The organism is Desulfocicer vacuolatum DSM 3385, from assembly GCF_900176365.1.
GTDB classification, from domain to species: domain Bacteria; phylum Desulfobacterota; class Desulfobacteria; order Desulfobacterales; family Desulfobacteraceae; genus Desulfocicer; species Desulfocicer vacuolatum.
This window is the reverse complement of record NZ_FWXY01000003.1, coordinates 86,985-108,807: the sequence shown is the minus strand read 5'-3', so window position 1 is coordinate 108,807 and position 21,823 is coordinate 86,985. Positions and strand designations below refer to the sequence as shown.

The following is a 21,823-nucleotide window of genomic DNA, read 5'->3' as shown; positions in this document are numbered from 1 at the left end:
ATGCGCATAGGACGAACGCTGCCCCCTGCGGCGGCCCCCATTAAACTTGCGGATATTATTTCCGGCGTAAGAGGGCTTGTCAGAGGTGAACGGGAGATTCGGCGATTTGAAGCAGAATTGACTGCCGACTTCAACGTGAATCACTGCTTTTTACTCTCATCAGGAAAAGCCGCTTTGACCATTGTATTAAAGGCCTTGCATAGACAGAATCCCCATAAAAATGAGGTGATTATCCCTGCATACACCTGTTATTCTGTTCCGTCGGCAATTTGCCGGGCCGGTTTAAAGATTCGATTGTGTGATATTGATCCGGCAACCCTTGATTTTGATTTTAATTGCCTGGAAGAGGTCCTTTCAGATAAAGCAAGTGCTGTCAGTGAAAATCGTGTGCTGGCGGTGATTCCCACACATCTTTTTGGTGTGCCATCGGATGTGAAGAGAACAAGAGAAATAACAGCCGAGCATGGGGTCTTAATGATAGAGGATGCAGCACAGGCCATGGGAGGAGAGCTACAGGGACAAAGATTGGGGACCTTTGGAGATGCTGGTTTTTTCAGCCTGGGGAGAGGAAAAGCCTTTTCCACCGTTGAAGGGGGAATTATTTTAACAGATAACAGCATTCTTGCAAAGCAGATTCAAGGAGCAATTGACAACATACCTGACTATCGTCTGTTTGAAATTTTAAAATTGTTTGTCTATTCTGTGGCGTTGAATGTGTTTATGCATCCGGCATTCTTCTGGCTGCCTAAATCACTTCCCTTTTTAAAATTAGGGGAAACGGTTTTTGAAATTTCCTTTCCATTGAAAAAAATGTCTTCGTTGCAGGCGGGACTTGCAAGAAACTGGCAGGTGAGGTTGAAACAGCTGGCACATGCCCGTCGCCATGGAAGTCGTCTGCTCCGGGCTGCCCTTGAAATCAATGAAACTGATGAAAAAAAAAAGGGATATAAGCTGTTTCAACAGCTTGAAGAGCAGGAAACATTGTTGCGATTTCCTGTAAGGATAGTCAATGATGAATTGCTAAGACAGATAGTGCTTAAAGGAAATCAAAAAGGTCTGGGAATAATGCGGGGATATCCGGATGCCATCCATCGTATTGATGCCTTAAAGGAATATTTTAAAAATACGTCGTATCCGGGTGCGGTCCATGTGGCAAGGACATTAATTACCTTGCCTGTTCACGTTTTTGTTTCGCTTGGAAATTTTAAAGAAATCATGGCATTGATGATAAATCCTCGTCAGTCATAAGTTTTCCAGTTTGACGCCACACAATGTGTCTCTTTGAAATTGAAAATATTCCATGCGGTATGAGAAATGAAAACTTCGGACTCATAGATAATTCCTTTAAAAAGGGCATGGATTCAGTTCTGCGCATTTGACGTCATCAAATAAAACGGGTGCTTTTTATAACCCATATGGCTGTAATCATTAACAACAATGAAAATTGGAACGAAGGGCTTTGCACAACCTTGGCTTAGTCGCGACTGATATTTGTAATACTTTGTTTTTATTGATGCTGGATTTTTTAATTTTTTATTGTTCAAAGCACTCGAAACTATCATGATTCCAAAAGAGGTTGCTTTAAAATATGTCAATGTTAAAAAAATGGGCCAATAGATTAAAGCATACTTTGTCAAATACTTTGTATCGGAGCAAACATGTTTTTAAAAGTTAGAAATATTGCTTTTGTTGTTTTTATTTGTTTTGTTTTGTTTTATTTTTTTTATGAAAAAAATAATGGAGGTGCGTCTGTGGATGACCTTAGAGAAGATGTGCCGGAATCTTGGCAGAAACTATCAAATAAAAGAATTTTTTTTGGACATCAATCTGTTGGATACAACATTATTGACGGTATTCGACAACTGCTGGATGAAAATCCCCAGATTCAGCTGGAAATTCTGGAAAAAAAAGAGGTGTTAAATATATTGCCAGGGCAGTTACGACATTTCAAGATTGGAACCAACGAAGACCCTGAATCAAAAACAAAAGATTTTGCAAAAATATTAGAGCCTGCCAACCAGAAAGGTGTCGTTGATGTTGCATTTCATAAATATTGTTATATCGACTTCAATAAGGATACCGATATCGAAAAAGTGTTTTCAAATTATAAAAAACAGATGGATTGGATGAAATCTAAATACCAGCATGTCCGTTTTGTTCATTTTACTGTTCCCTTGACTGCAATTCAGCGGGGGCCAAAGGCATGGGTAAAAAAAATATTGGGTAAACCTGTGGGTGGAATGGCCACCAACATTAAAAGAAACCAGTTTAACTTAAAACTTCTGGAGGCTTATGACGGCATTGATCCCATATTTGATCTTGCCAGAGTCCAATCAACCCGCCCAGATGGGAGTCTTGTCTATTTTACAGAAAAAAACAAAAGATATTTATCTCTGTACGATGGGTATAGCGATGATGGTGGACATTTAAACAAAAGAGGACAAAAAAATGTAGCCAGCAGGTTACTTACGTTTTTGGCAGGAGTGGAATAATATGCAGGTAAATCGTAAGATTCTTTTTTTTCAATGGCAAGAATTTTACCTGTATCTTTTTTTCTTTGTAGTGCTTTTTCTTATTAGTTATCATGATACATTGAAATGGATGCTGGATAGATATAACAGTGTTGATTCTTATTATTCCCACGGTTTTATTATCCCTTTTGTCAGCGGATATTTAGTCTGGCTAAAGCGGCATGTGTTGCATGAAATTGCCTGTGAAACTAAATGGTTTGGTTTTCTATTGGTTGTCTTAGCTGCGGCACTTCATATTTTGGGAACAGCGGTTTATATTTTCTCTATTTCAGGTTTTTCTATTTGGATTTTGATATATGGGATTGTTTTGTTCATGTGGGGTTGGGAAAGGACAAAAGTTGTTTGTTTTCCCATTTTCTATTTACTTTTCATGTTTCCAGCTCCCCTTGCTTTTATATCTACAATTTCATTTCCTTTAAAAATGTTTGTTGCTCAATATGGGGTAAAAATTATTCACTTAATGGGTTTCCCAATCTATAGAGAAGGATTTAATGTTTTTATTCCGCAGGGGGTATTGATTATAGGAAACCCCTGTAGCGGATTGAGATCTCTGATATCTTTTTTGGCCCTGGGCTCTCTAATGGCATATGTAAGTAATTTGTCTGGCATTCGAAGGTGGGTACTGTTTTTTGTTTCGATACCCATTGCACTATTGTCGAATTTGATTCGGGTTCCCATTCTAATACTTTGGGCCTACAAATTTGGACTTGCATCGGTTGCACCTGATACTTTTGTGCATACAGGGTCTGGGCTTGTCGTTTTTTTGTTGGGATTAGGACTGATGTACGCTTCAATGATTTGTCTTGGAATTGGCCATGAAAAATAATTGGATTTTAGTTGTTTTAGTCATGCTTTTTCTTGCGTATGCAATTCAATTTGTGGGTTATGATAAAAATATAACCATGGAACAGGGTGTAGATACAGTAAAACAGATTCCTTTAAAAATTGGAGAATGGACTGGAAAAGATTACAGTTTTGATCCCATTGTTATGGATATCCTTGAAACTAAAGCTATTTTACACAGGAATTATCAAAATACAGAAGGGAACCATGTCTTTTTGTCCCTTGTTTATTATGCACAGACAAAAGTGGATTTTCATGCACCAGAGGAGTGTCTGGGGGGACAAGGGATAAAAACGGAAAAATTACCAGCCAGGATTGATGTTAAAACTCAAACTGGTGATATTTTTTCCTTAAAGATTAATAAACTTATACAGATCCAGGATAAAAACAATAAACTCTTAGTGTATTATTTTTATAAAACAGGATCTTTTATGGGAAGAAATTATATCAAACTTCGTTTTAATTTGATACTGAATAAATTTAAAACAGCTGGACAAAATGGTTCGTTGGTACGATTGTCCACACCATTTTCGGTCGAGGATAATGGCCAGACTTCCCATGAATATTTAGAACGATTCATCACAGATTTGTTTCCTTATCTGGTGGCGTTTTTATGATTGAATGTTGGATAAAATTTAGACAAGGTGCAAAAATTGTGGCTTGAGCAAGGAAAGTCATGGAAGATATAATCTTTTTGATATTTTGGGTTTCAGTGGGGATGGTGGTGTATGCTTATGTGGGCTACCCTGCGTGTCTAATGGGGTTGTCGCTTTTTCGGAAGTCTGGAAGAGTAGAAACTGATTCGAAGGGTTGGGAGCTGCCGCGTGTTTCTTTTATCATTACCGCTTATAATGAAGAAAAGCAGATTGCAGAAAAACTTCAAAGAACCTTGAGTCAGGATTATCCTCAAGAGAAACTTGAGATCATCGTGGCCTCGGATTGCTCCACTGATAAAACCGATATCATTGTGGAGGGCTTTGGAAGGGGAAGAATTAAATTGGTCCGAGCGCCGGAAAGAAGGGGCAAGGAATTTGCTCAAAAATATGCTATTGAAATTGCCAAAGGAGATATTCTTATATTTTCTGATGTGGCGACTTCCCTGGATGTCCAGGGCCTTCGAACTATTATACAGAATTTTAAAGATCCCTCCATTGGGTGCGTGAGCAGTGAAGACAGATTCATTGATGCCGAGGGTAACATCAGTGGGGAGGGCATCTATGTGAAATATGAAATGTTTCTCCGAAAATTGGAGTCCCAGGTCAACTCCCTTGTGGGGTTAAGCGGATCCTTTTTTGCAGCAAGGAGATCCGTGTGCTGCCATAACTGGGCCACGGACTTGCCGAGCGATTTTAATACCCTTCTCAATACGATTCGGTCCAATATGAAAGGAGTGATAGATCCTGCCACCATCGGATATTATAAAAATATCACCGATGAAAAAAAAGAGTTCAATCGAAAGGTGAGGACGGTGCTCCGGGGAATTTCTGTTTTTATGAGGAATTTTTCCCTGCTCAATCCATGGCGGTATGGGTTGTTTTCTTGGCAACTTTTTAGCCATAAATTGTGTCGATGGATGGTTCCCTTTTTTCTGATTATTATAATGTTCACCAATATTTTGCTGGTGCAGAGAACAGGCTATCTCTTTTTACTTTTGATTCAGGGCGGGTTTTATTCTATTTCCCTTTTTTGGTATATTCTTCGGGATACAGCGTGGGCGAAGGAGGGCCACAAGATGATTTCATGGGTAAAAATTCCATTTTTTTTTATCTCGGTTAACAGCGCAATTGCTTTGGCCTGGTGGAAATATGCGATGGGGGATCGGGCGACCTTCTGGGAACCGTCCAAAAGATAAGCGAGACCATGAAAAATAATTCAATTCGTAAGTTGTGTGAACTTTTGGAAAAAGATTTGGAAGTCTATTCTTCCTTTCCTGGGCAATGTGTTGGTACTCAGAAGTGGCTTACGGCCTTGCAATCAAGGGGGTTTTGGGCCGTGGCGGTTTTTCGATACGGTTATTGGTTGAACCATGAAGCGCAGTGGGAAAAAAAGGGGCTTTGTTGGAATCTCTTAAAGCTGTTGTTTCACTTTGCTAATTATGTCATACGCAGTGCCACAAAGATTATGATCGGAGAGATGTCGGTGATTGGCCCCGGGTTATTTCTTTCCAACCGGGGAGAGATTGTGATGGGTGTCCAGAAAATGGGAAATCACTGCATTGTTGATACCCGGGTCACCATTGGTATGGGAGAAGACCAGGTACCACCGGAAATTGGAGACAATGTTTGCATTGAATCTGATACTGTGGTGTATGGAAATATTCAGATCGGAAACCGCGTTCATATCCATGCCGGTACAGTTTTGAGTAAAAATGTACCTGATGACAGGGTTGTTCGGGGAAACCCAGGACGGATTCAAAAAAATACAAGTTGAAGGGCTCGAATGTTTGAAAATATTAAAGCAGATTGGGGCAGATATCTGTCGCTTACGTCCCGGGTGCATGAAAGCACCTTTCTTCGGAAGTTCCATCTTTTCTATTATGAGTTTGGTTTTCAGACAACAGTGGTTCATCGGCTAGGCGCCTGGGCCCGCACTGAATTATCATCATTCGGGTTTATACCGCTACGGTATCTGTTTTTGGTCGTATATGAAGTGTTGCACGCGATGGTTCAGACGTTATATGGTATTGATATCCACCGCCATGCCACCATTGGAAAAGGGTTGTACATTGGTCATTTTGGCGGCATAAAAATTGGCCGATGCACCATGGGACCCGGGTGTTCGGTGCACCAGCAAGTAAAGCTGGATGATGACACTACGGTGGGTGCTCGTGTATGGATGGGTTCCCATGCTGTTATTAACCATGGGGCGGTGGTGGAGGACGATACAACCCTTGCCCCCGGGGCGGTGATACCCGCCTGCGGCATTGTCAAAAAACATACGCTGGTTATGGGGGCACCGGCCCGGGTAATCAAAAGAAATTATGATAACCGTGCACTTATAGGGCGACCCTTGGCCCATGCGGGCGGTACAAAATGATTCGAACATTGTTAAAACCACTCCGACGATACCTTCCCAATCGCTGGAAAAAAAAGGCTGTACGCTTTAAGGACAATTTGATTCAATCCGTGCGATATTATCTTCTGGACATCAATCTGTTTAAAAAAAAGAGGGTTGACGTAAAAAATATTATTTTTCTTTGTAAAGGGAATATCTGTCGCAGCGTCTTTGCTGAACATAGGGCAAGGCAGCTGGCTGGGGAGCAGAAACTCATTTTTAAATCTTATGGATTGGATGTGGACCAAGGGAGTCAATCTCCCCGGGAAGCGGTTATTGCGGCAGAACGGTTCGGATGTGATTTGAGGGATCATAGAGCTTTGAGAATCACCCAAGAAGCTTTGGATGCAGCAGATATAGTTTTTTCCATGGCTTATCCCCAGCACCTGAGGCTAAAAAAGCAATGTAAAAATAAGGAAAAAGTTGTGCTTCTAAGACCCTTTGCCCCCTTTCCTCGATCCCTGTTTTGTAATATTGATGATCCTTACGGTGGAACGGAACGTGAGTTTTATCAGGTTTTTAAGTGCATTGACCACGCCTTGACAGCGCTACTTAAAGAGATTGGAAGACAGTGATGCCGGTAATGAAATCGATGTTGGTTAGAATGCTATATGAATCCAGAGTATTGCATAAATTTTCAGGTATAATATTGAAACAGGGCGGGTTGATATTGATGTACCACCGGGTGCTGCCTGCTGGATGGAAGGGTATGCACTTGATTCAACCGGGTATGTATGTTTCCACCGACACCTTTGAAAGAGAAATGAAACTATTAAAAACAAAGTTCAATGTCATCTCTTTGGGCAGTATGCTGGATTATTTAAAAACAGAAAGAAGTCTATCACGTTGTTGTGTCATCACTTTTGATGACGGGTGGCAAGATACTTTTACCCATGCGTTTCCCATCCTGGAGCGGTACAAACTGCCAGCCACCGTTTTTCTGACCTCGGGATACATGAATACGGATCGAAGGTTCTGGCCTGACGAACTGGCCGCTTGTTTGGGAGAGTGGTTTTCCCGTGGACGTGGAGATGCATTGCTTCCAATGGGCGTTAAGAGGATACTCGAAAAAGAAGGTGTGACGTCACACCAGTCCCCCACCTTTATCATTGACAGGGCAATTGGCGGATTTAAAAAAATTTCAGAAACCTCCAGGGATACGCTTTTGTTAGAATTAAAAGAGATTTTCCCAAATCGAATTGATGATCGTGTGATGATGACTTGGCAAGAAGTGGACACAATGACGGCAACCGGGCGTATTGATTTGGGTGCCCATACGGTATCCCACTGCCTGCTGGACCAGATCCCGCCTTGGGAAGCAAAAAAAGAGATTCTACAGTCCAAACAGGAGATCGAAAGCCGACTAAATCGATCTGTGGATTATTTTGCCTATCCCAATGGGAATTTTACTCCGGAAATCTCTGACCTTGTACGTGAGGCAGGGTTTGCGGCGGCGGTGACCACCCGAAGAGGGTGGGTCCATGCCGGTCAAGATCTCTTTGAGTTACCCCGAAACGGAATTCACAATGATGTGGGAAAAACAGACGCGCTTTTCATGTGGCGTTTGCTGATAAGGTAAAAAATGAAGATTGAAAAAAAGAAAACCATTCTCATCACAGAGGGAGAGAATCGATCTTCTCTTGCGGCCACCCGCTCCCTGGGTCGGGCAGGTTACCGGGTTATGGTTACTGGAGGAAAGAGAAAAAACATATCTTCGGCATCTCGTTTTTGTTCCCTCTCGTTTCAAATGCCTTCTCCGGAAGCAGAACCGAAAAAGTTCATCCAAGCCATGGAAGAGCTCCTGGATAAAGAGAACATTGATTATGTTTTACCCATGACGGAACCTGCACTTTTTTTATTATCCCAAAAGGACAAAGGGCGGTTCGGAAAAACCCGCATCATTGATGAGTCTTCCACAAAACTTGCGGCTGTTTTTGACAAACTACATGTGTTTAAGCTTGCGATTAAAAAAAATATTGCTGTTCCAAAGACCTCGTTTATTTCTACTCCATTCGATTTTTTTGATTTGCTCGAAAAAGGGGACTTTGATTTTCCTGTGGTGATCAAACCTGGAATGTCAAAAATTTATCATGATACTGGCTTTGTTTCCACCCAGGTCTGTTATGCAGAAGATCAATCCTCCCTCATGCAGTGGTATGAACGTCATGGCACTACTGTTGGGCCTTTTATGGTCCAGGAAAAGATTGACGGACCCGGGACCGGTTTATTCACCCTTTTTGATACTGACAAACATCTGGCGCTTTTCAGTCACAGACGTTTATTGGAAAAGCCCCCTTCAGGTGGAATTAGTGTATACAGTGAAAGTGTTCCTCTGGATCCAGAGATGGTGGAAGCCTCTCGGATATTGCTTTCTGAGGTGCGCTGGCAGGGAGTGGCCATGGTGGAGTTTAAAAGGGATGCCAGAGATGGCAAGGCAAAGTTAATGGAAATCAATGGACGTTTGTGGGGATCTTTGCAGCTGGCGGTGCAGTCCGGTGTGGATTTCCCCCTGCTCCTTATGACGTATATGGAAAAGGGCCTTTTTCCCAATCGCCCCCCCAGGTATGAAATTGGAACAAGGCTTGTATGGATACTGGGGTTGTTGGATCATTTTCTTATACGGATAAAGCCGGGTAGGAAAAAAGCATCGATAGCACCGATCCGACCCAGTGCCTGGAAGGCATTTCAAAAGACTTGGTTTGATGTATTAGACCCCCGTGATCTGGGGCCTTTCTTATTTGAAATCCAAAGCTATGCTACCCAGTTGATTCATAGGCGATAGAAACAGATGAATATTTTGCATGTCATTGATACTTCAGGTCCCGGGGGGGCGGAAACGGTCTTTTTGGATATGGTTACGAGGATTGATCCGACTCGGTTTCATTCCATTCCCGTGGTTTCAAATACTGGCTGGCTCTTTGATCAATTGACTAAAAAAGGCTTCTCTCCCGTCGTAGTTAAATCCAGAGGCTCTTTTGCCCTGAGCTATCTCCGCGTACTCGTAAGACTTGTCCGGAAATACAGGATAGATTTGATCCATTCCCATTTGTTTGGGGCCAACGTGTATTGCAGTATAGCGGGAATCATCACCCGTACTCCAGTTATTGCCACATTTCACGGTTATGTTGATGTGTCCGGCCATTCTCATTTGTTAAAATTTAAATTCAAGATTATCAATTGGGGTGCCCGCAGGGTGGTGTTTGTATCACATGGGTTAAAAAACACCTATGTGGAACGGCACGGGATAAGGCCGCGTTTGACCCAGGTGATTTATAACGGGGTGAATACCCAAAAATTCAGGTATTATAAAGATTCTTTTCTGCGGGAAGCATTTTCCTTGTCACCGCGTCACATTCTCATTGGTTCCGTGGGAAATATTCGGGAACCCAAAGGGTATGATGTGTTGCTACAGGCGGCTTTTCGGTTGAAAAAAAAGATTAAGGATGTAAAATTTTTTATTGCAGGGGAGGGTTCTGGGCCATTGTACGAACGCCTTCTGGCTCTTCGAAAAGATCTGGGCTTGGAGACCTGTGTCCTGTTTATAGGGTTCCTGTCGGAGCCTGTCACATTGCTCAACGGAGTTGATATTTTTCTTTTACCTTCCCGATCCGAGGGATTTTCCATTGCAACCATAGAAGCCATGGCATGTGGAAAACCTGTGGTGGTAACGAAAAGCGGTGGCCCTGAAGAAATTATTGCTGACCGTTCCTGCGGCATATTGATAGAACCGGAAAATCCCGATGTTATGGCAGACACCCTGTTGGACTTGATAAATGGACCCGACGTAATGGATTTGCTCGGACGAAATGCTGTCCGGATCGTGGAGGCCAGATTTTCCATTGCAAAATCCGTAGAAAAATATCAGCGCATTTATCATGAATTCCATTCCTCCCCATGATAATCCATGTGAGAGAAGTATGTCTGAATTTCATTTTTGCTTGTAAAAGCAGATAAGTTGAAACTATTTGGTGCCGAACCATGCGCTATTATCTGAAACAAATTAATTTTTCATTTTTGTTAATATTAACCTATGTTGCGTATGAATATTGGAGGCTTTCTGCACAGTATCCGGTGTTGTCCAGGTTGCATATTGGCAAACTGCTGGGAATCGTATGTATTATTGTATCGTTGTCAGGCACAAATAACATCCGGTATCGTTGTGGCCGTAAGTTGCTGATCTGGCTTTTTGTATGTATGTTGTCCATCCCCTTTGCCATCTCTCCAGGTGTCGCTTGGGATGTGTTTATCACTCTTTTACTGACGGGAACGATTTATCTGTTTTTGTCCAGAACCATTGACACTGAAGGAAAACTTGTTGTTTTTATTTCGTTTTTCGTGATGGTTCATCTAAAGCTGGCCCTTTGGCAGATCCGGACATATCTGACATTGATGAGAGGAGATTTTGCTGCTTATCATATTCGTGAGGGTGTTGGTGGAGGTTCCACAGGTTTTTTGGGAAACGCTGGTGATTTTGGCGTGGCCCTGACCATCGTGGTGCCGTTAACTCTGTTGTTAATCGGATTTTTCAAGTCAACATGGATTCGCATGGGGGCGTTGATGATAGCTGCGGGGTTTGTCCTGTCGGTTATCTGCACTGGCTCTCGCGCTTCTGCTCTTGCGCTTCTGCTGGCCTTTGCTTCCATTTTATTTTTTATTGGAAGATTGAGAAAAATTTTGGCTGCGCTTCTGGCTATTGCTGTCTGCGTTTTTATTTTTTGGAGTATTGCCCCGGAGCAATATAAAATGAGATTTGAGAGTGCCAAAAACTATGAACAGGATAGCACGGCCAACCAGCGCCTGATGCTCTGGGAGGGAGGGTTTGCAATGTTTTTGGACCATCCGTTCCTGGGCGTGGGGCTTGGGAATTTCCCGGTTGCCTGGGTTGGGCAGTATGCTCCAAACAGTTATTCCCAATACGAGGATGAGACAGGAAAATATCGTGCCGCCATTGTTAGCCATAATAATTTTGTTTGTGCATTGGCGGAGACCGGGATGATGGGGCTCTCCTATTTTTTTTTGGTTTTTACTATTTTTCGGGTCAACCTTGAGACAATTAATTATTCCCGAAATCTTGCAACACCAGACAAAAAAATGGTAGCTGCGGGGTTAATGATGATTGTCTGTGTGGTTGCATTTGTGGTTTCCGGTTGTTTGATTACCACAATTTATTATCCTCATGTGTTTCTTTTGGCAGCTTTAAGTGATGCCATTGCCAACATTCGGGTGCAAAAAAGTAATAGTGAAAAAAATAGAGAAATGTTGGAGGTATAAAAATTGCAAGATTTAAGTTGTGTCGGGAAAAAATCTTTATTAATGATCAAAAGCAATTAAGGAGAAAAAAATGGCCTTTAAAAGAATAATAAAACTCATTTCAATGGTTGTGATGGGATTGTTCCTTTCCTCCTCCGGCGTTTTTTCTGAGGTCTTGGTTAAAGATGACTTTGAAGGGAGTCGACCCGAGGGCTATTCTCTCTGGTTGCAGAACACCAATTGTTGTACAGATACCACCGTTGATTTTATAACGGATGTGGTCCATTCTGGCTCAAAGTCTGTCCGGGTGAATTATGTCCTGGATGACTCACCCCGGGGAGATTGTCAACTGCATCAGGATAATAATACCAGCTTGATTTATAAGGTTTCAGGGAATGTAACCCACTATTTTTTTAGAGGTTATTTCCGGATTGAGACTGCAGAAGATCATTTTTGTAACAATCCTATAATTCAAAGGAAACTGGTTTACTTTAAGCCCCAAGGGTGGGGGAGTGGGAGTTGGGCTTTTTTCATAGTGGCTTGGCCTTGGGGAAGTAATTGCACTCAAAATGGATACAATGTGAGTGTGGCTTATGGAAATGCAGGGGGTACAGGAACAACCTTGTGGGGAGACGATGGTTCTGCTGGTTTCGATACGAAAAACAACCATGTCTATCCCAATCAGTGGTATTACTTGGAAATGGAGGCTAAATATGCTTCCTATGGCAATGATAGTCTAAAAGTCTGGATGTCCGCATCTGGCAGCGATCCTGTTTTGATCTTTGATCGAACTGGCCTTGCGTTGAGATCTCCCTCCGATGTTGAGAACAATATCGGTCTTGGGGTCGTGGAGGTGGGACGGCAAGTGGATGTATCTCGATCAGATTACAGCCTTGGGCATATTAATGAATTTCGGTATTGGGATGATATTGTGATCAGCACCGAAAAAGTTGGGCCCATTTCCAGCGTGGCAGTTCCGGGTCCACCGCAAAATTTTAAGATTAATATAACACCTTAAAGATATATTTTGAGATGTCCTGACATTGATATCCAGAAAATAGCTTGGTTTTCTTGCCCCTTTCAGTTTTTCAGAATTGTCTGGGGCACATTTTTTGTCGGGTATTTGTTCCGATTTTTTTCGTTTCCACCGGGCATTTCTCATAATGTGAGGAGGGACGACGGGCCGGGGAAAATTTACAGATTATAAAAAAGGAAGAACGATGGCTGAAAAAACAAGATGGAATTCCGCACAGGTGTATGAAAAACGCCATTGGGCAACCAAGGCTTTGACACATGAAGGTTCAGATTTAAGCTGGTATCAATGGCGTGCCCGGAAGATGCTAAAAAATATCGCGGATGCCCTTGATATGCAAAGTGTTTCTTTTGCTGGAAAAAACGTTCTTGAGGTGGGTAGTGGTCCTGTCGGCGTTGTCTCTGCACTGGGTGCCGAAAAAAAAATTGCAGTAGATCCTCTTTGTGATTTTTATTCTTCCCAGAAGGCCCTTACCCAATATCGGGGTGAAAATGTGAAGTACCTTAACGTCAGGGGGGAAGAACTTCCCTTTGAAGCTGCTTCCTTTGATCTTGTTATTGTCGAAAATGTTATTGATCATGTGGAAAATATTCACAAGGTCATGTCGGAAATTAGCCGGGTAATCCGATCCGGTGGCATTTTATATTTAACTGTGAATCTACATCCGTTTATCGGATATTTCCTGCACCGTGCTGCGTCCCGGCTCCAAATTGACCGGGGACATCCTCATACATTTACCATTGAAAAAATTCGCAAGTTTATTCAGCAGTCCGGTTTTGAAATTCAATATGATAGCTGGGAGGGTTTTAAGGAATGTTGGCGCAATGATTTTCAATCTGATTCTTTCCGAAGAAGATTAAAAGCTGCATCGGGCTTAAGTGAATTCCTTTACACCAGCGTTTCAACTGTGAATAGAAACAACCATAAAGTAGGTTAAAAATAATGATGGTCGTAAGTGTTGTTATCCCTACATACAATAGTGGTAAGTATCTTGTAAAAGCCCTTGACAGTGTATTCTCTCAAACCTTTGAGAACTATGAGATTATAGTGGTGGACGATGGTTCAACAGATAACACACGGCAGATTGTCCAAGGGTACGGTAAAAGAGTTCGTTATTTTTATCAAGCCCAGTCTGGTCCTTCTCATGCCCGGAATTTCGGTATTCGAAATGCAAAGGGGAACTTGATTGCCTTTTTGGATGCCGACGATGTGTGGATGGCTGAAAAGTTGGAAAAACAGGTTGAACTCTTTAAGAGAGATGCTGACCTTGGAATGGTTTTTACCGAGCATTCTCTTTTTGATGAAACCGGTATTTATCGCAGGGAAATAAATAAAAAAAAGCTTCTGAATGGGAACCTGGCAGCAAATATTTTGCTGCTAAGTGGGGTAGGTACCCCCACAGTGATGGTGAAAAAGTCCGTTTTTGATGAGCAGGGTATGTTTGAAGAATTTATGGTCTATGCGGAGGATGATAATTTATGGATCCGCATTGCAGCGAATTATCCGGTGCGGCTCATTGATGAACCCTTGGTCTTGGTACGGGATCATCCCTGTCGTTTGACCCGGAATAAACAGGATATTTTTCGTAATTCACTGATCAATATTCAACTGTTATGTTCTCGCTATGGTTCCCGGGTAAAAAAATGTGTTGAACCGGTGGTCCGTAAGAAAAAAGGATTGATCTATTTTGATCAAGGGTATTATCATTATGAAATGGGAAGCTACCTCTCTGCTCTGGGGGCTTTTTTCAAAGCATTGAAAAACAATTCCCACGACTACCGAATTTTTCTTTTTATTTTCCTTTGCCTTCCTCCGTTTCCTTTTTTAAAATCCAACAGCATGGTCAAAAAACTCAAGCAAGATTTTCGTTTTTTTGAAGGGAGATGGTGATTGTCTGGGAAAAATTACACTTGGGGAATATGAAAAATTATCATAAATAAAGGAGTTAGTTTGTCTGTTTACGTGGAAATGAAATCTTTAGGTAAACACTTTATGGTTTACGGAGTGGGCCGGATTTTGGGAAAACTTGCTGCCTTTTTTTTGATTCCCATTTATACCAGTTATCTTACGACTGAGGCATATGGGACCCTGGAGCTTCTGGAACTAACTACCTATGTGGTGGGTATGTTTGTGGCGGCAGGGATAGGTCAGGCGGTGATGCGGTTTTATTATGAAACCAATATTTCCTTCCAGCGAAGACAGATAGTTAGTACCTCCCTTATCTCTGTATGGATTATCTCCATTTGCGCCACTGTTATTCTGATTCTCAATGCATCTCATTTTTCAATGATGATATTCCAGGGGGTTGAAAATACTACTCTTTTTAAATTAATATTCATCAGCATGATGATTTCTATCGTCAATGAAATCCCTCTTTCATTTGTAAGGGCACAGCAAAAGTCGTTTCTTTTCACAATGCTTTCCTTGCTACAGCTTATAATAGCCTTGGGATTAAATATTTTTTTTCTGGTGATACTGGGATGGGGAGTACAAGGTATTATTTTGAGTGGTATTTTGAGCCAGGGAGGGATCGGTTGTTTTGTTTTAATTTATACGTTGAAATATTGCGGAATCCATTTTTCATGGGACTGGTTTAAAAAGATGCTTCTCTATGGCTTGCCATTTATACCAGCAGGTTTAGGGTATTTTGTTCTTAATTTCACGGACCGATTTTTTTTACAGCGTTTTGTATCGCTTTCGGATGTGGGAATTTACAGTCTGGGATATAAGTTCGGTATGATTTTAAGTCCCATGATCACAGAACCTTTTTTGTCTATTTTTCAACCTAAAATGTTCGAGTTGGCCGATGGAGAAGGTGCACAGGCGTTTGTATCCAGTGTCATGACTTATCTGGTCTTCTTGGAAGTGTTCGCCGGACTCGGCATTGCTGTGTTGATTCAGGATGTCATACACATTATGTCTGATAGGGCGTTCTGGAGTGCTGGTGGGGTGGTGCCGCTGATTTTGCTTTCTTATGTTTTTGTGGCAGGCAATGCCGTACTTCAAGTGGGGATATTGATTCGCAAAAAAACCAAGTGGATCGGCTATATGGTTGCAGGTGCTGCGGCAATGAATGTAATACTCAATTATTTTCTCATCCCATGGTATGGGTATTGGGGGGCTGCATATGCCACTGTTATCTCGACTTTTTTTCTTTTGATAATTTGTTATTTCCTTTCCAATAGGATTTTTCCGGTATCCTATGAGTGGAAGCGTTTGATAAAAATTATCCTGCTTGCTACAGCCATTTATTGGACTGCGGGCCAAATTCATCTGGGATGCTCGTATTTGTCCATGGGAGTCAAAATCGTATTGGTAATGATGTTTCCATTTTTGCTTTATCTGTGTAGATTTTATAACCATGCAGAGACAAACAAGTTGCGGGAAGTTCTGCTTCGGTTTCACGGCCGGATACCGGGGTGGAGATAAATGCGAGGTACGTCATTGAGTGTGACACGGAGGGACATGGAAAAAGTTCATGGGATTTGGATTACTTGGGAGCGTCAGAGTCGAAATCGTGGGATTGCTGCTGCGCTTGCTTGGCCTTTGGTGGAGATAGAGTGTGGGGAAAATAGATTGCAACGTTATCTGAAATCTTTGATCCGTACCCTTGAAGTTCTTTTTCGGGAGCGCCCTGCTGTGGTGGTGGTTCAAAACCCATCCATTGTGCTTGCTTCTGTTTCCATCTGGCTCAGTCGGATATTGGGATTTAAAATAGTCATAGATGCTCATAACAGCGGCATTTATCCCGCAGAAGGACAGGTGCCCCTGCTGATGAGGATTTCCCGCTGGCTTCAAAAAAAGGCCCATTTGACGGTGGTGACCAATCGCGCTCTGTTGGATGTTGTTCATGGAAACAGAGGACGGGGGTTTGTTCTTCAGGATCCAGTGCCGCTGCCTCCCTGTTTTTATTCTCAACGTTTTAAGAAAAAATCGGTGAATGGAAAAATAAATGTGTTGTACATCTGTACATTTAGTTGTGATGAACCATATCGTGAGGTGTTTGAGGCCGCCGCAAAAATTGATTCCAATATCATAATTCAGGTGACGGGACGGCATGGAGGAAACATTCCTCTTGATGACAAGCCTGCCAACCTTCAGTTTTTGGGGTTTGTACCCGACGAAATCTATTGGGAGCGACTATCTTCCGCCGATGTTATTATGGATCTGACTTTTAGAAAAAATTGTTTGTTATGTGGAGCCTATGAGGCCGTTGCCGTGGAAAAGCCCCTGGTTTTGTCAGATACCGCAGCCTTAAAAGCATATTTTGATCGTGGATGTGTCTATGTCAAGCCCTGTGCCGATGATATTGCCCGGGGAATTATCCAGGCAGTCCAGAACCGTACCCGCCTTCACCATGAAATGAAACAACAAAAGCAAATTCTTCGTTTTGATTGGGCAGCGAGGCAGGCTTTGTTTAAACGAAAATTGAGGGCATTATCCCATGGAATGGATTAAAACAAATGACAAATGTCGTTCAATTACATGAAATGAAGGAACGGGGATGACGCACCGCGTGATTCAAATTGTTTCCGGGGATTTATGGGCAGGAGCCGAAGCTATGGTATTTTCCCTTGTTCAAGAGTTATGCAAAAAGCATAATGCCTGTGAACTCGGCGTGATCCTTCTCAATTATGGGGAACTGGAGCGCCAAATTCGGATGCTGGGGGTACCTGTATGGGTTGTGGATGAAACCCAAAAATCTTTTTTTCATATTTTTTGTCGTATTCGAAGCATTATTTTGCAGTTTAAACCTCATATTCTTCATTCTCATCGGTACAAAGAGCACTTTTTGGCCTTTCTGGCTTCCAGGTCTGTCAACAACGACATATGCTTAATTGCTACCCAGCACGGAATGCCTGAAAATTATGATTCGCACATTAATATTCGGCGAAGGGTGTTAACTGACGCCAGTTTTTTGATTCTGTCTCTTTTTTTTGATAAAACAGTACTGGTTTCCAAGGATATTGCTAATTTAGTGAAAAAGCGTTTTTTTTTTGGATATAACAATACCGCAGTGATTCACAATGGTATCCGGCCTGCAACCTGTTGTCAAAAGTTATGTGTTAACCCTTTTGTCATCGGGTCTGCCGGAAGGCTGGTTCCGGTGAAAAATTACCGGTTGATGCTGAGAATTGTGGAATTGATTTCCTGCCATCGGGACAAAAATATCGTTTTCAAACTGGCAGGAGATGGTCCAGAAAAGGGGATGCTTTGTGAGTTGGCAGAAATCCATGGTTTGGGAAAAAAAATTGAGTTTTTGGGACATTTAGATAACATGGAAGCGTTTTACAAAACTATTGATCTTTATCTGAATACATCTCTTCATGAGGGTATTCCCATGACTATTCTTGAGGCTATGTCCCATGGGATACCTGTCATCGCACCAGATGTGGGTGGAATACGTGAAATCATCGATGATGGTCGTGATGGTTTTGTGATGGAGCAAAGAACCGCTCATGACTTTGCCATGAAATGCCTTTTTTTTCATAAAAATGAAGATGAGTACCATAAAATGTCCCGATTGGCGGTGCGCAAAATTATTAAAAAATTTACTGCAAAAAAAATGGCAAGTGATTACTGCCGTCTATACGATGATTTACATGTGTGAAATCTGGAAAAGGTAATATGGTATATAGTTTGCTTGAAAGTTTTTATGATGAAAAATATTTTACCTCCTAAATAGACCTTTGAAGGGAGAAACAAAAATGATAATTAAATTTCGTACAGTAATGTTTAGTTTTTTGCTGGCCATGGTTTTCAATGCTATCCTTTTTGCTGCTGAGCCATCGCTGCAATGGGATCCAGCAACAGGGGATGTGACTGGATACAAAATTTATTACGGAACTTCACCGGACGACCATTCACTGACAGTGGACGTGGGGAATGTCCTTGAGTTGCCGCTTTCAACTTTGAATTTGACCGAAGGAAATACTTATTATTTCACGTTGAAAGCGTACAATAGTGCTGGGGAAAGTCGTGAATCGAATTTGCTTATTTATACCGTACCTCTTCCCGGAGACAGTACTCCACCGCTATCTCCACAGGATTTGACTGCACAGGCCGATGGTGCAAATATCCGACTGTCGTGGAGCGATACACAGACTGATGTAATTGAATACCGAGTATATTATGGTAGCGCCAGCAGAGATTATGGGCTGCCTATTTCCACTCATGATCAAAATTATATATTTTATAATGTAGATGCTCAGAAATCTTATTATTTTTCGGTCACCTCGGTTGACGGCGCTGGTAATGAAAGTGGATATTCATCTCCTGAGGTGACTCTCACAATTCCTGAGGACACTTCAGGTGTCGGGAAAAGTGTGCTGAAATGGGATGCTGCGAGTGGCGTTGTTGACGGTTACAGAATATATTTCGGCACCTCGGTAAATCTTCTTAGCAGTAGCGTGGATGTGGGAAACGTTTTGCAATACGCTTTTGAAAACCTTAAGCTTGCAAGTGGAACAACCTACCATTTTGTAGTAAGGGCATATAATGCTGCTGGTGAAGGTACAAGCTCCAATGTGGTTCAATTCACCACCTCAGGGGATATAACTACGAATGTGGATACCCTGGCACCTGTGGTATCCATCTCGTTCCCCACTTCGGATGCATTTATGGTTGTCGATGTGCCGTCCGTTGATGTGAAAGGGTCTGCCACTGATGATGAAGGCGTTGTCTCTGTCTCTTGGATCAATAGCACCGGTGGCAGCGGCACCGCATCCGGTACAACCTCCTGGAGCACATCCGAAATTAATCTTGTGGAAGGCATCAATGTCATTACTGTCAAAGCCCAGGATGCTGCTGGCAACGAATCCACAGCCACCCTCAGCGTGACCTACACTCCCCCGGCCCCACCGGCACCTGTCCAGTGGACTGTATTGACCCAGGATAATTTTGAGTCTGGTTGGGGCAGTTATGTTGACGGTGGCGGTGATTGTAGCCGCACTTCCACAAAATATTCCCACCAGGGCTCCTATGCTGCTCAGATTCGGGACAACAGCGGCACAGTGTCTTCATTTTATTCTGCCCAGGGCGTGAACCTTGATGGCCCCGGTTATACAGAGCTTAAAATTGAATTTTGGTTCTATCCCAGGAGTATGGAATCCGGGGAGGATTTTTTTGTTGAGTATTATGACGGCACTCGGTGGCACACTGTGGCAACCTATGTGGCTGGATCAGATTTTTCCAACAATTCCTTTTACCAGGAAGAAGGTATCGTTCTCACAAAGGGGGCGCCCTATGCCTTTCCCACGGCTATGAAGTTGCGCTTCCGGTGCGATGCAAGTGGCAATTATGATTATATCTATATTGATGAAATCATCGTGTCTGCCCGCTAAAAATTATGGGCAAATAACAACTGCTCTGATCCATCCACACAATGGGTCAGAGTAATTTTTCACACCCCTGTTTATTTATTTTTCCATTGGCATTTTTAGGGAGTTGTCTCACCAGTCTGATCTCTCCAGGCAGTTTATATTTGGGTAATAGTTCTGAACAGCATGCCAGGATCTTCCGGGCAGGTGTGGTTTTATCCTTTGCCACGCCGATGGCAACAAGTCGATGGCCTAAAAATGCGTCCGCCTTCCCCAGTACCACCACCTCCATCAGCAGGCCTGTTTCCATGAGGGCATCCTCCACCTCTTGGGGACTGATGCGGTGTCCCCCCACCTTGATGAGGCTATCTTTACGACCTTCCAGGAAAATAAATCCCTCTTCATCCATATAACCCTCATCGCCGGTGTGATAGCCATGGTGGTCCAGGGCTTTTTTTGTTGTGCTCTCATCCTTCCAGTATCCCTGCATGATATTATTACCGGTGGCCACCAGTTCACCGGTTTCACCCGGGGGCACTTCCCTTCCGGCATCATCCAGAATTTTAATGCGAACACCGGGAATGGCCTTGCCAATGGAATTTATTCTGGATTCCAGGTAATGCGGGGGCAGCCAGGTTAAGCGGGCCGATGCCTCTGTGGCCCCATACATGATGCAGATGTCGGTGTGCTTAGGCAGGGCTTGCTGGAGCTGCCGTTTCATGGCTCCGGGCATGTGGCCGCCTGCCTGGGTACAGCACCGAAGGGATGTCAATTGATCCCGGGATGCTTTAAGAGGAGATCGGTGGATCAGATGGGCATAGGTAGAAGGAACTCCAGAAAAGAGAGTGACCTTCTCTTTTATCATTTCGCTGATCACCTGGGCAGGAAAGGCGAATTTGTTGTTGAGTACAACGGTACCACTTACCCTGAAAAGGGTATTTAATAAAGATTTACCCATGACATAAAAGAAAGGGAGCACCACCATTTGTACATCCCGGTGGTCAAGAGCCAGGTACTGACAGATGGATGCTGTGTTGGCGGTGATATTTTGATGGGAGAGCATGACTCCTTTTGGTTTTCCAGAACTTCCCGAGGTATAGATGATGCTGGCAAGATCCGAGGGAGCGAGCAACAGTTCCGGGTTTGTCGTTTTTTTATTCTCCAAGGCCGTTTCCCATGAGGTATACAGAGGATTGCATGGAGAGTCTGGTTTCTTTGAGTGATTAAAAATCATTACTTTAAGGTGACTTTTTTTTAGTTCACAAGCCTGGAAAAGTGGTCTGTATTTTCCAGAGGAGATGATCGCCACAGGTGTAAGTTCTTCCATGAGAAACATGATTCTGGTGGGTTTCAAATCACTGCTTAATGGGACTGCAATTGCTCCGGCCTTGAGGATGGCGTAGTAGGCCATGACATACTCGGCACAATTATCCATCAAAAGTACCACTCGATCTCCTGGTATAACGCCGGTGTGAATAAGAAAATGAGCCAGTTGGTTCGATGCTTTATTTATTTTTGAATAGGAAAGACGCCTCGTACCATGGATCAAGGCAATTTTTTTGGGAAAAAGTGTAACACTGTTCTCAAGATGGTGATGTACAAGTGTGGTCACGATGATCTCCTGTTTTCCCTGGTGGTTGGCATTTATCTCTTTTTTATAAACGGCCGCAGACGAACCGTATTCTGATCCGGACTTGCCTACAACAAAGCTTGAAATACACCTCTGGAGACCTTTGAATAATGCCCGTGACGGTTATATTGTTGATGTGATCAATTTCCATTCTAAACTCAAC

20 protein-coding genes are annotated in these 21,823 nt (G+C 42.7%); 19 read left to right on the top strand and 1 reads right to left on the bottom strand.

Annotated elements, in window-relative coordinates; genetic code table 11:
* From B9A32_RS03845 to B9A32_RS21040, 19 genes are all read left to right on the top strand, one after another.
* A complete protein-coding gene (locus B9A32_RS03845; protein WP_084067068.1) occupies nucleotides 1–1,248 on the top strand; it encodes a DegT/DnrJ/EryC1/StrS family aminotransferase in 1,248 nt (415 codons plus the stop codon).
* Nucleotides 1,249–1,658: 410 nt separating this feature from the next.
* A complete protein-coding gene (locus B9A32_RS03840; RefSeq protein WP_084067067.1) occupies nucleotides 1,659–2,492 on the top strand; it encodes a hypothetical protein in 834 nt (277 codons plus the stop codon).
* Between the two features lies 1 nt (nucleotide 2,493).
* A complete protein-coding gene (locus B9A32_RS03835) occupies nucleotides 2,494–3,357 on the top strand; it encodes an exosortase/archaeosortase family protein (RefSeq protein WP_084067066.1) in 864 nt (287 codons plus the stop codon).
* The gene (locus B9A32_RS03830; RefSeq protein WP_084067065.1) at nucleotides 3,347–3,991 is read left to right on the top strand and encodes an exosortase C-terminal domain/associated protein EpsI; all 645 of its coding nucleotides are present in this window, start codon (nucleotides 3,347–3,349) and stop codon (nucleotides 3,989–3,991) included. Before B9A32_RS03835 ends, B9A32_RS03830 begins: the two co-directional genes overlap by 11 nt.
* Nucleotides 3,992–4,050: 59 nt before the next feature.
* The gene (locus tag B9A32_RS03825; RefSeq protein ID WP_084067064.1) at nucleotides 4,051–5,226 is read left to right on the top strand and encodes a glycosyltransferase family 2 protein; all 1,176 of its coding nucleotides are present in this window, start codon (nucleotides 4,051–4,053) and stop codon (nucleotides 5,224–5,226) included.
* A gap of 8 nt (nucleotides 5,227–5,234) precedes the next feature.
* Nucleotides 5,235–5,804 carry a hypothetical protein gene (locus B9A32_RS03820; RefSeq protein WP_084067063.1) on the top strand — a complete coding sequence of 190 codons (570 nt, stop codon included), beginning with the start codon at nucleotides 5,235–5,237 and terminating at the stop codon, nucleotides 5,802–5,804.
* Nucleotides 5,805–6,035: 231 nt separating this feature from the next.
* Nucleotides 6,036–6,410: an LbetaH domain-containing protein gene (locus B9A32_RS21290; RefSeq protein WP_170923694.1), complete on the top strand. Its 375-nt coding sequence runs from the start codon at nucleotides 6,036–6,038 to the stop codon at nucleotides 6,408–6,410.
* Nucleotides 6,407–7,003, top strand: a complete 597-nt coding sequence (locus B9A32_RS03810; protein WP_084067061.1) for an arsenate reductase/protein-tyrosine-phosphatase family protein — start codon at nucleotides 6,407–6,409, stop codon at nucleotides 7,001–7,003. The genes B9A32_RS21290 and B9A32_RS03810 overlap by 4 nt, the downstream gene beginning before the upstream one ends.
* A gap of 74 nt (nucleotides 7,004–7,077) precedes the next feature.
* Nucleotides 7,078–8,007, top strand: a complete 930-nt coding sequence (locus B9A32_RS03805; protein ID WP_170923693.1) for a polysaccharide deacetylase family protein — start codon at nucleotides 7,078–7,080, stop codon at nucleotides 8,005–8,007.
* Nucleotides 8,008–8,010: 3 nt separating this feature from the next.
* Nucleotides 8,011–9,210: a carboxylate--amine ligase gene (locus B9A32_RS03800; protein ID WP_084067059.1), complete on the top strand. Its 1,200-nt coding sequence runs from the start codon at nucleotides 8,011–8,013 to the stop codon at nucleotides 9,208–9,210.
* Nucleotides 9,211–9,216: 6 nt separating this feature from the next.
* Nucleotides 9,217–10,326 carry a glycosyltransferase gene (locus B9A32_RS03795; RefSeq protein WP_084067058.1) on the top strand — a complete coding sequence of 370 codons (1,110 nt, stop codon included), beginning with the start codon at nucleotides 9,217–9,219 and terminating at the stop codon, nucleotides 10,324–10,326.
* A gap of 80 nt (nucleotides 10,327–10,406) precedes the next feature.
* Nucleotides 10,407–11,699 carry an O-antigen ligase family protein gene (locus B9A32_RS03790; RefSeq protein ID WP_084067057.1) on the top strand — a complete coding sequence of 431 codons (1,293 nt, stop codon included), beginning with the start codon at nucleotides 10,407–10,409 and terminating at the stop codon, nucleotides 11,697–11,699.
* A 70-nt stretch (nucleotides 11,700–11,769) separates the two neighbouring features.
* Nucleotides 11,770–12,696, top strand: a complete 927-nt coding sequence (locus tag B9A32_RS03785; RefSeq protein ID WP_084067056.1) for a polysaccharide lyase family protein — start codon at nucleotides 11,770–11,772, stop codon at nucleotides 12,694–12,696.
* Between the two features lie 202 nt (nucleotides 12,697–12,898).
* The gene (locus B9A32_RS03780; protein WP_084067055.1) at nucleotides 12,899–13,648 is read left to right on the top strand and encodes a class I SAM-dependent methyltransferase; all 750 of its coding nucleotides are present in this window, start codon (nucleotides 12,899–12,901) and stop codon (nucleotides 13,646–13,648) included.
* Nucleotides 13,649–13,653: 5 nt separating this feature from the next.
* Nucleotides 13,654–14,601 (top strand): glycosyltransferase family 2 protein, encoded by a 948-nt coding sequence (locus B9A32_RS03775; RefSeq protein ID WP_084067054.1) that lies wholly within the window; start codon nucleotides 13,654–13,656, stop codon nucleotides 14,599–14,601.
* A gap of 78 nt (nucleotides 14,602–14,679) precedes the next feature.
* Entirely contained in the window at nucleotides 14,680–16,140 is a 1,461-nt protein-coding gene (locus tag B9A32_RS03770) for a lipopolysaccharide biosynthesis protein (protein WP_212637701.1), read from the top strand.
* A 147-nt stretch (nucleotides 16,141–16,287) separates the two neighbouring features.
* Nucleotides 16,288–17,169, top strand: coding sequence for a glycosyltransferase family protein (locus B9A32_RS03765; RefSeq protein WP_084067052.1), 882 nt, complete (start codon nucleotides 16,288–16,290; stop codon nucleotides 17,167–17,169).
* Nucleotides 17,170–17,215: 46 nt separating this feature from the next.
* Nucleotides 17,216–18,322, top strand: a complete 1,107-nt coding sequence (locus B9A32_RS22275) for a glycosyltransferase family 4 protein (protein WP_084067051.1) — start codon at nucleotides 17,216–17,218, stop codon at nucleotides 18,320–18,322.
* Nucleotides 18,323–18,419: 97 nt separating this feature from the next.
* On the top strand, nucleotides 18,420–20,054 hold the full coding sequence (locus B9A32_RS21040; RefSeq protein WP_139795699.1) for a fibronectin type III domain-containing protein: 1,635 nt from the start codon (nucleotides 18,420–18,422) through the stop codon (nucleotides 20,052–20,054).
* A 46-nt stretch (nucleotides 20,055–20,100) separates the two neighbouring features.
* Here the strand turns inward: B9A32_RS21040 and B9A32_RS03750 are convergent, their stop codons facing one another.
* Nucleotides 20,101–21,642: a class I adenylate-forming enzyme family protein gene (locus B9A32_RS03750; RefSeq protein WP_084067049.1), complete on the bottom strand. Its 1,542-nt coding sequence runs from the start codon at nucleotides 21,640–21,642 to the stop codon at nucleotides 20,101–20,103.
* Nucleotides 21,643–21,823 lie beyond the last annotated feature (181 nt).

What these genes read in the sequence shown, in the direction of transcription:
- B9A32_RS03845 (WP_084067068.1), top strand. Translation starts at nt 1, where the DNA reads ATGCGCATAGGACGAACGCTGCCCCCTGCGGCGGCCCCCATTAAACTT.
- B9A32_RS03840 (WP_084067067.1), top strand. Translation starts at nt 1,659, where the DNA reads ATGTTTTTAAAAGTTAGAAATATTGCTTTTGTTGTTTTTATTTGTTTT.
- B9A32_RS03835 (WP_084067066.1), top strand. Translation starts at nt 2,494, where the DNA reads ATGCAGGTAAATCGTAAGATTCTTTTTTTTCAATGGCAAGAATTTTAC.
- B9A32_RS03830 (WP_084067065.1), top strand. Translation starts at nt 3,347, where the DNA reads ATGAAAAATAATTGGATTTTAGTTGTTTTAGTCATGCTTTTTCTTGCG.
- B9A32_RS03825 (WP_084067064.1), top strand. Translation starts at nt 4,051, where the DNA reads ATGGAAGATATAATCTTTTTGATATTTTGGGTTTCAGTGGGGATGGTG.
- B9A32_RS03820 (WP_084067063.1), top strand. Translation starts at nt 5,235, where the DNA reads ATGAAAAATAATTCAATTCGTAAGTTGTGTGAACTTTTGGAAAAAGAT.
- B9A32_RS21290 (WP_170923694.1), top strand. Translation starts at nt 6,036, where the DNA reads ATGGTTCAGACGTTATATGGTATTGATATCCACCGCCATGCCACCATT.
- B9A32_RS03810 (WP_084067061.1), top strand. Translation starts at nt 6,407, where the DNA reads ATGATTCGAACATTGTTAAAACCACTCCGACGATACCTTCCCAATCGC.
- B9A32_RS03800 (WP_084067059.1), top strand. Translation starts at nt 8,011, where the DNA reads ATGAAGATTGAAAAAAAGAAAACCATTCTCATCACAGAGGGAGAGAAT.
- B9A32_RS03795 (WP_084067058.1), top strand. Translation starts at nt 9,217, where the DNA reads ATGAATATTTTGCATGTCATTGATACTTCAGGTCCCGGGGGGGCGGAA.
- B9A32_RS03790 (WP_084067057.1), top strand. Translation starts at nt 10,407, where the DNA reads ATGCGCTATTATCTGAAACAAATTAATTTTTCATTTTTGTTAATATTA.
- B9A32_RS03785 (WP_084067056.1), top strand. Translation starts at nt 11,770, where the DNA reads ATGGCCTTTAAAAGAATAATAAAACTCATTTCAATGGTTGTGATGGGA.
- B9A32_RS03780 (WP_084067055.1), top strand. Translation starts at nt 12,899, where the DNA reads ATGGCTGAAAAAACAAGATGGAATTCCGCACAGGTGTATGAAAAACGC.
- B9A32_RS03775 (WP_084067054.1), top strand. Translation starts at nt 13,654, where the DNA reads ATGATGGTCGTAAGTGTTGTTATCCCTACATACAATAGTGGTAAGTAT.
- B9A32_RS03770 (WP_212637701.1), top strand. Translation starts at nt 14,680, where the DNA reads ATGAAATCTTTAGGTAAACACTTTATGGTTTACGGAGTGGGCCGGATT.
- B9A32_RS22275 (WP_084067051.1), top strand. Translation starts at nt 17,216, where the DNA reads ATGACGCACCGCGTGATTCAAATTGTTTCCGGGGATTTATGGGCAGGA.
- B9A32_RS21040 (WP_139795699.1), top strand. Translation starts at nt 18,420, where the DNA reads ATGATAATTAAATTTCGTACAGTAATGTTTAGTTTTTTGCTGGCCATG.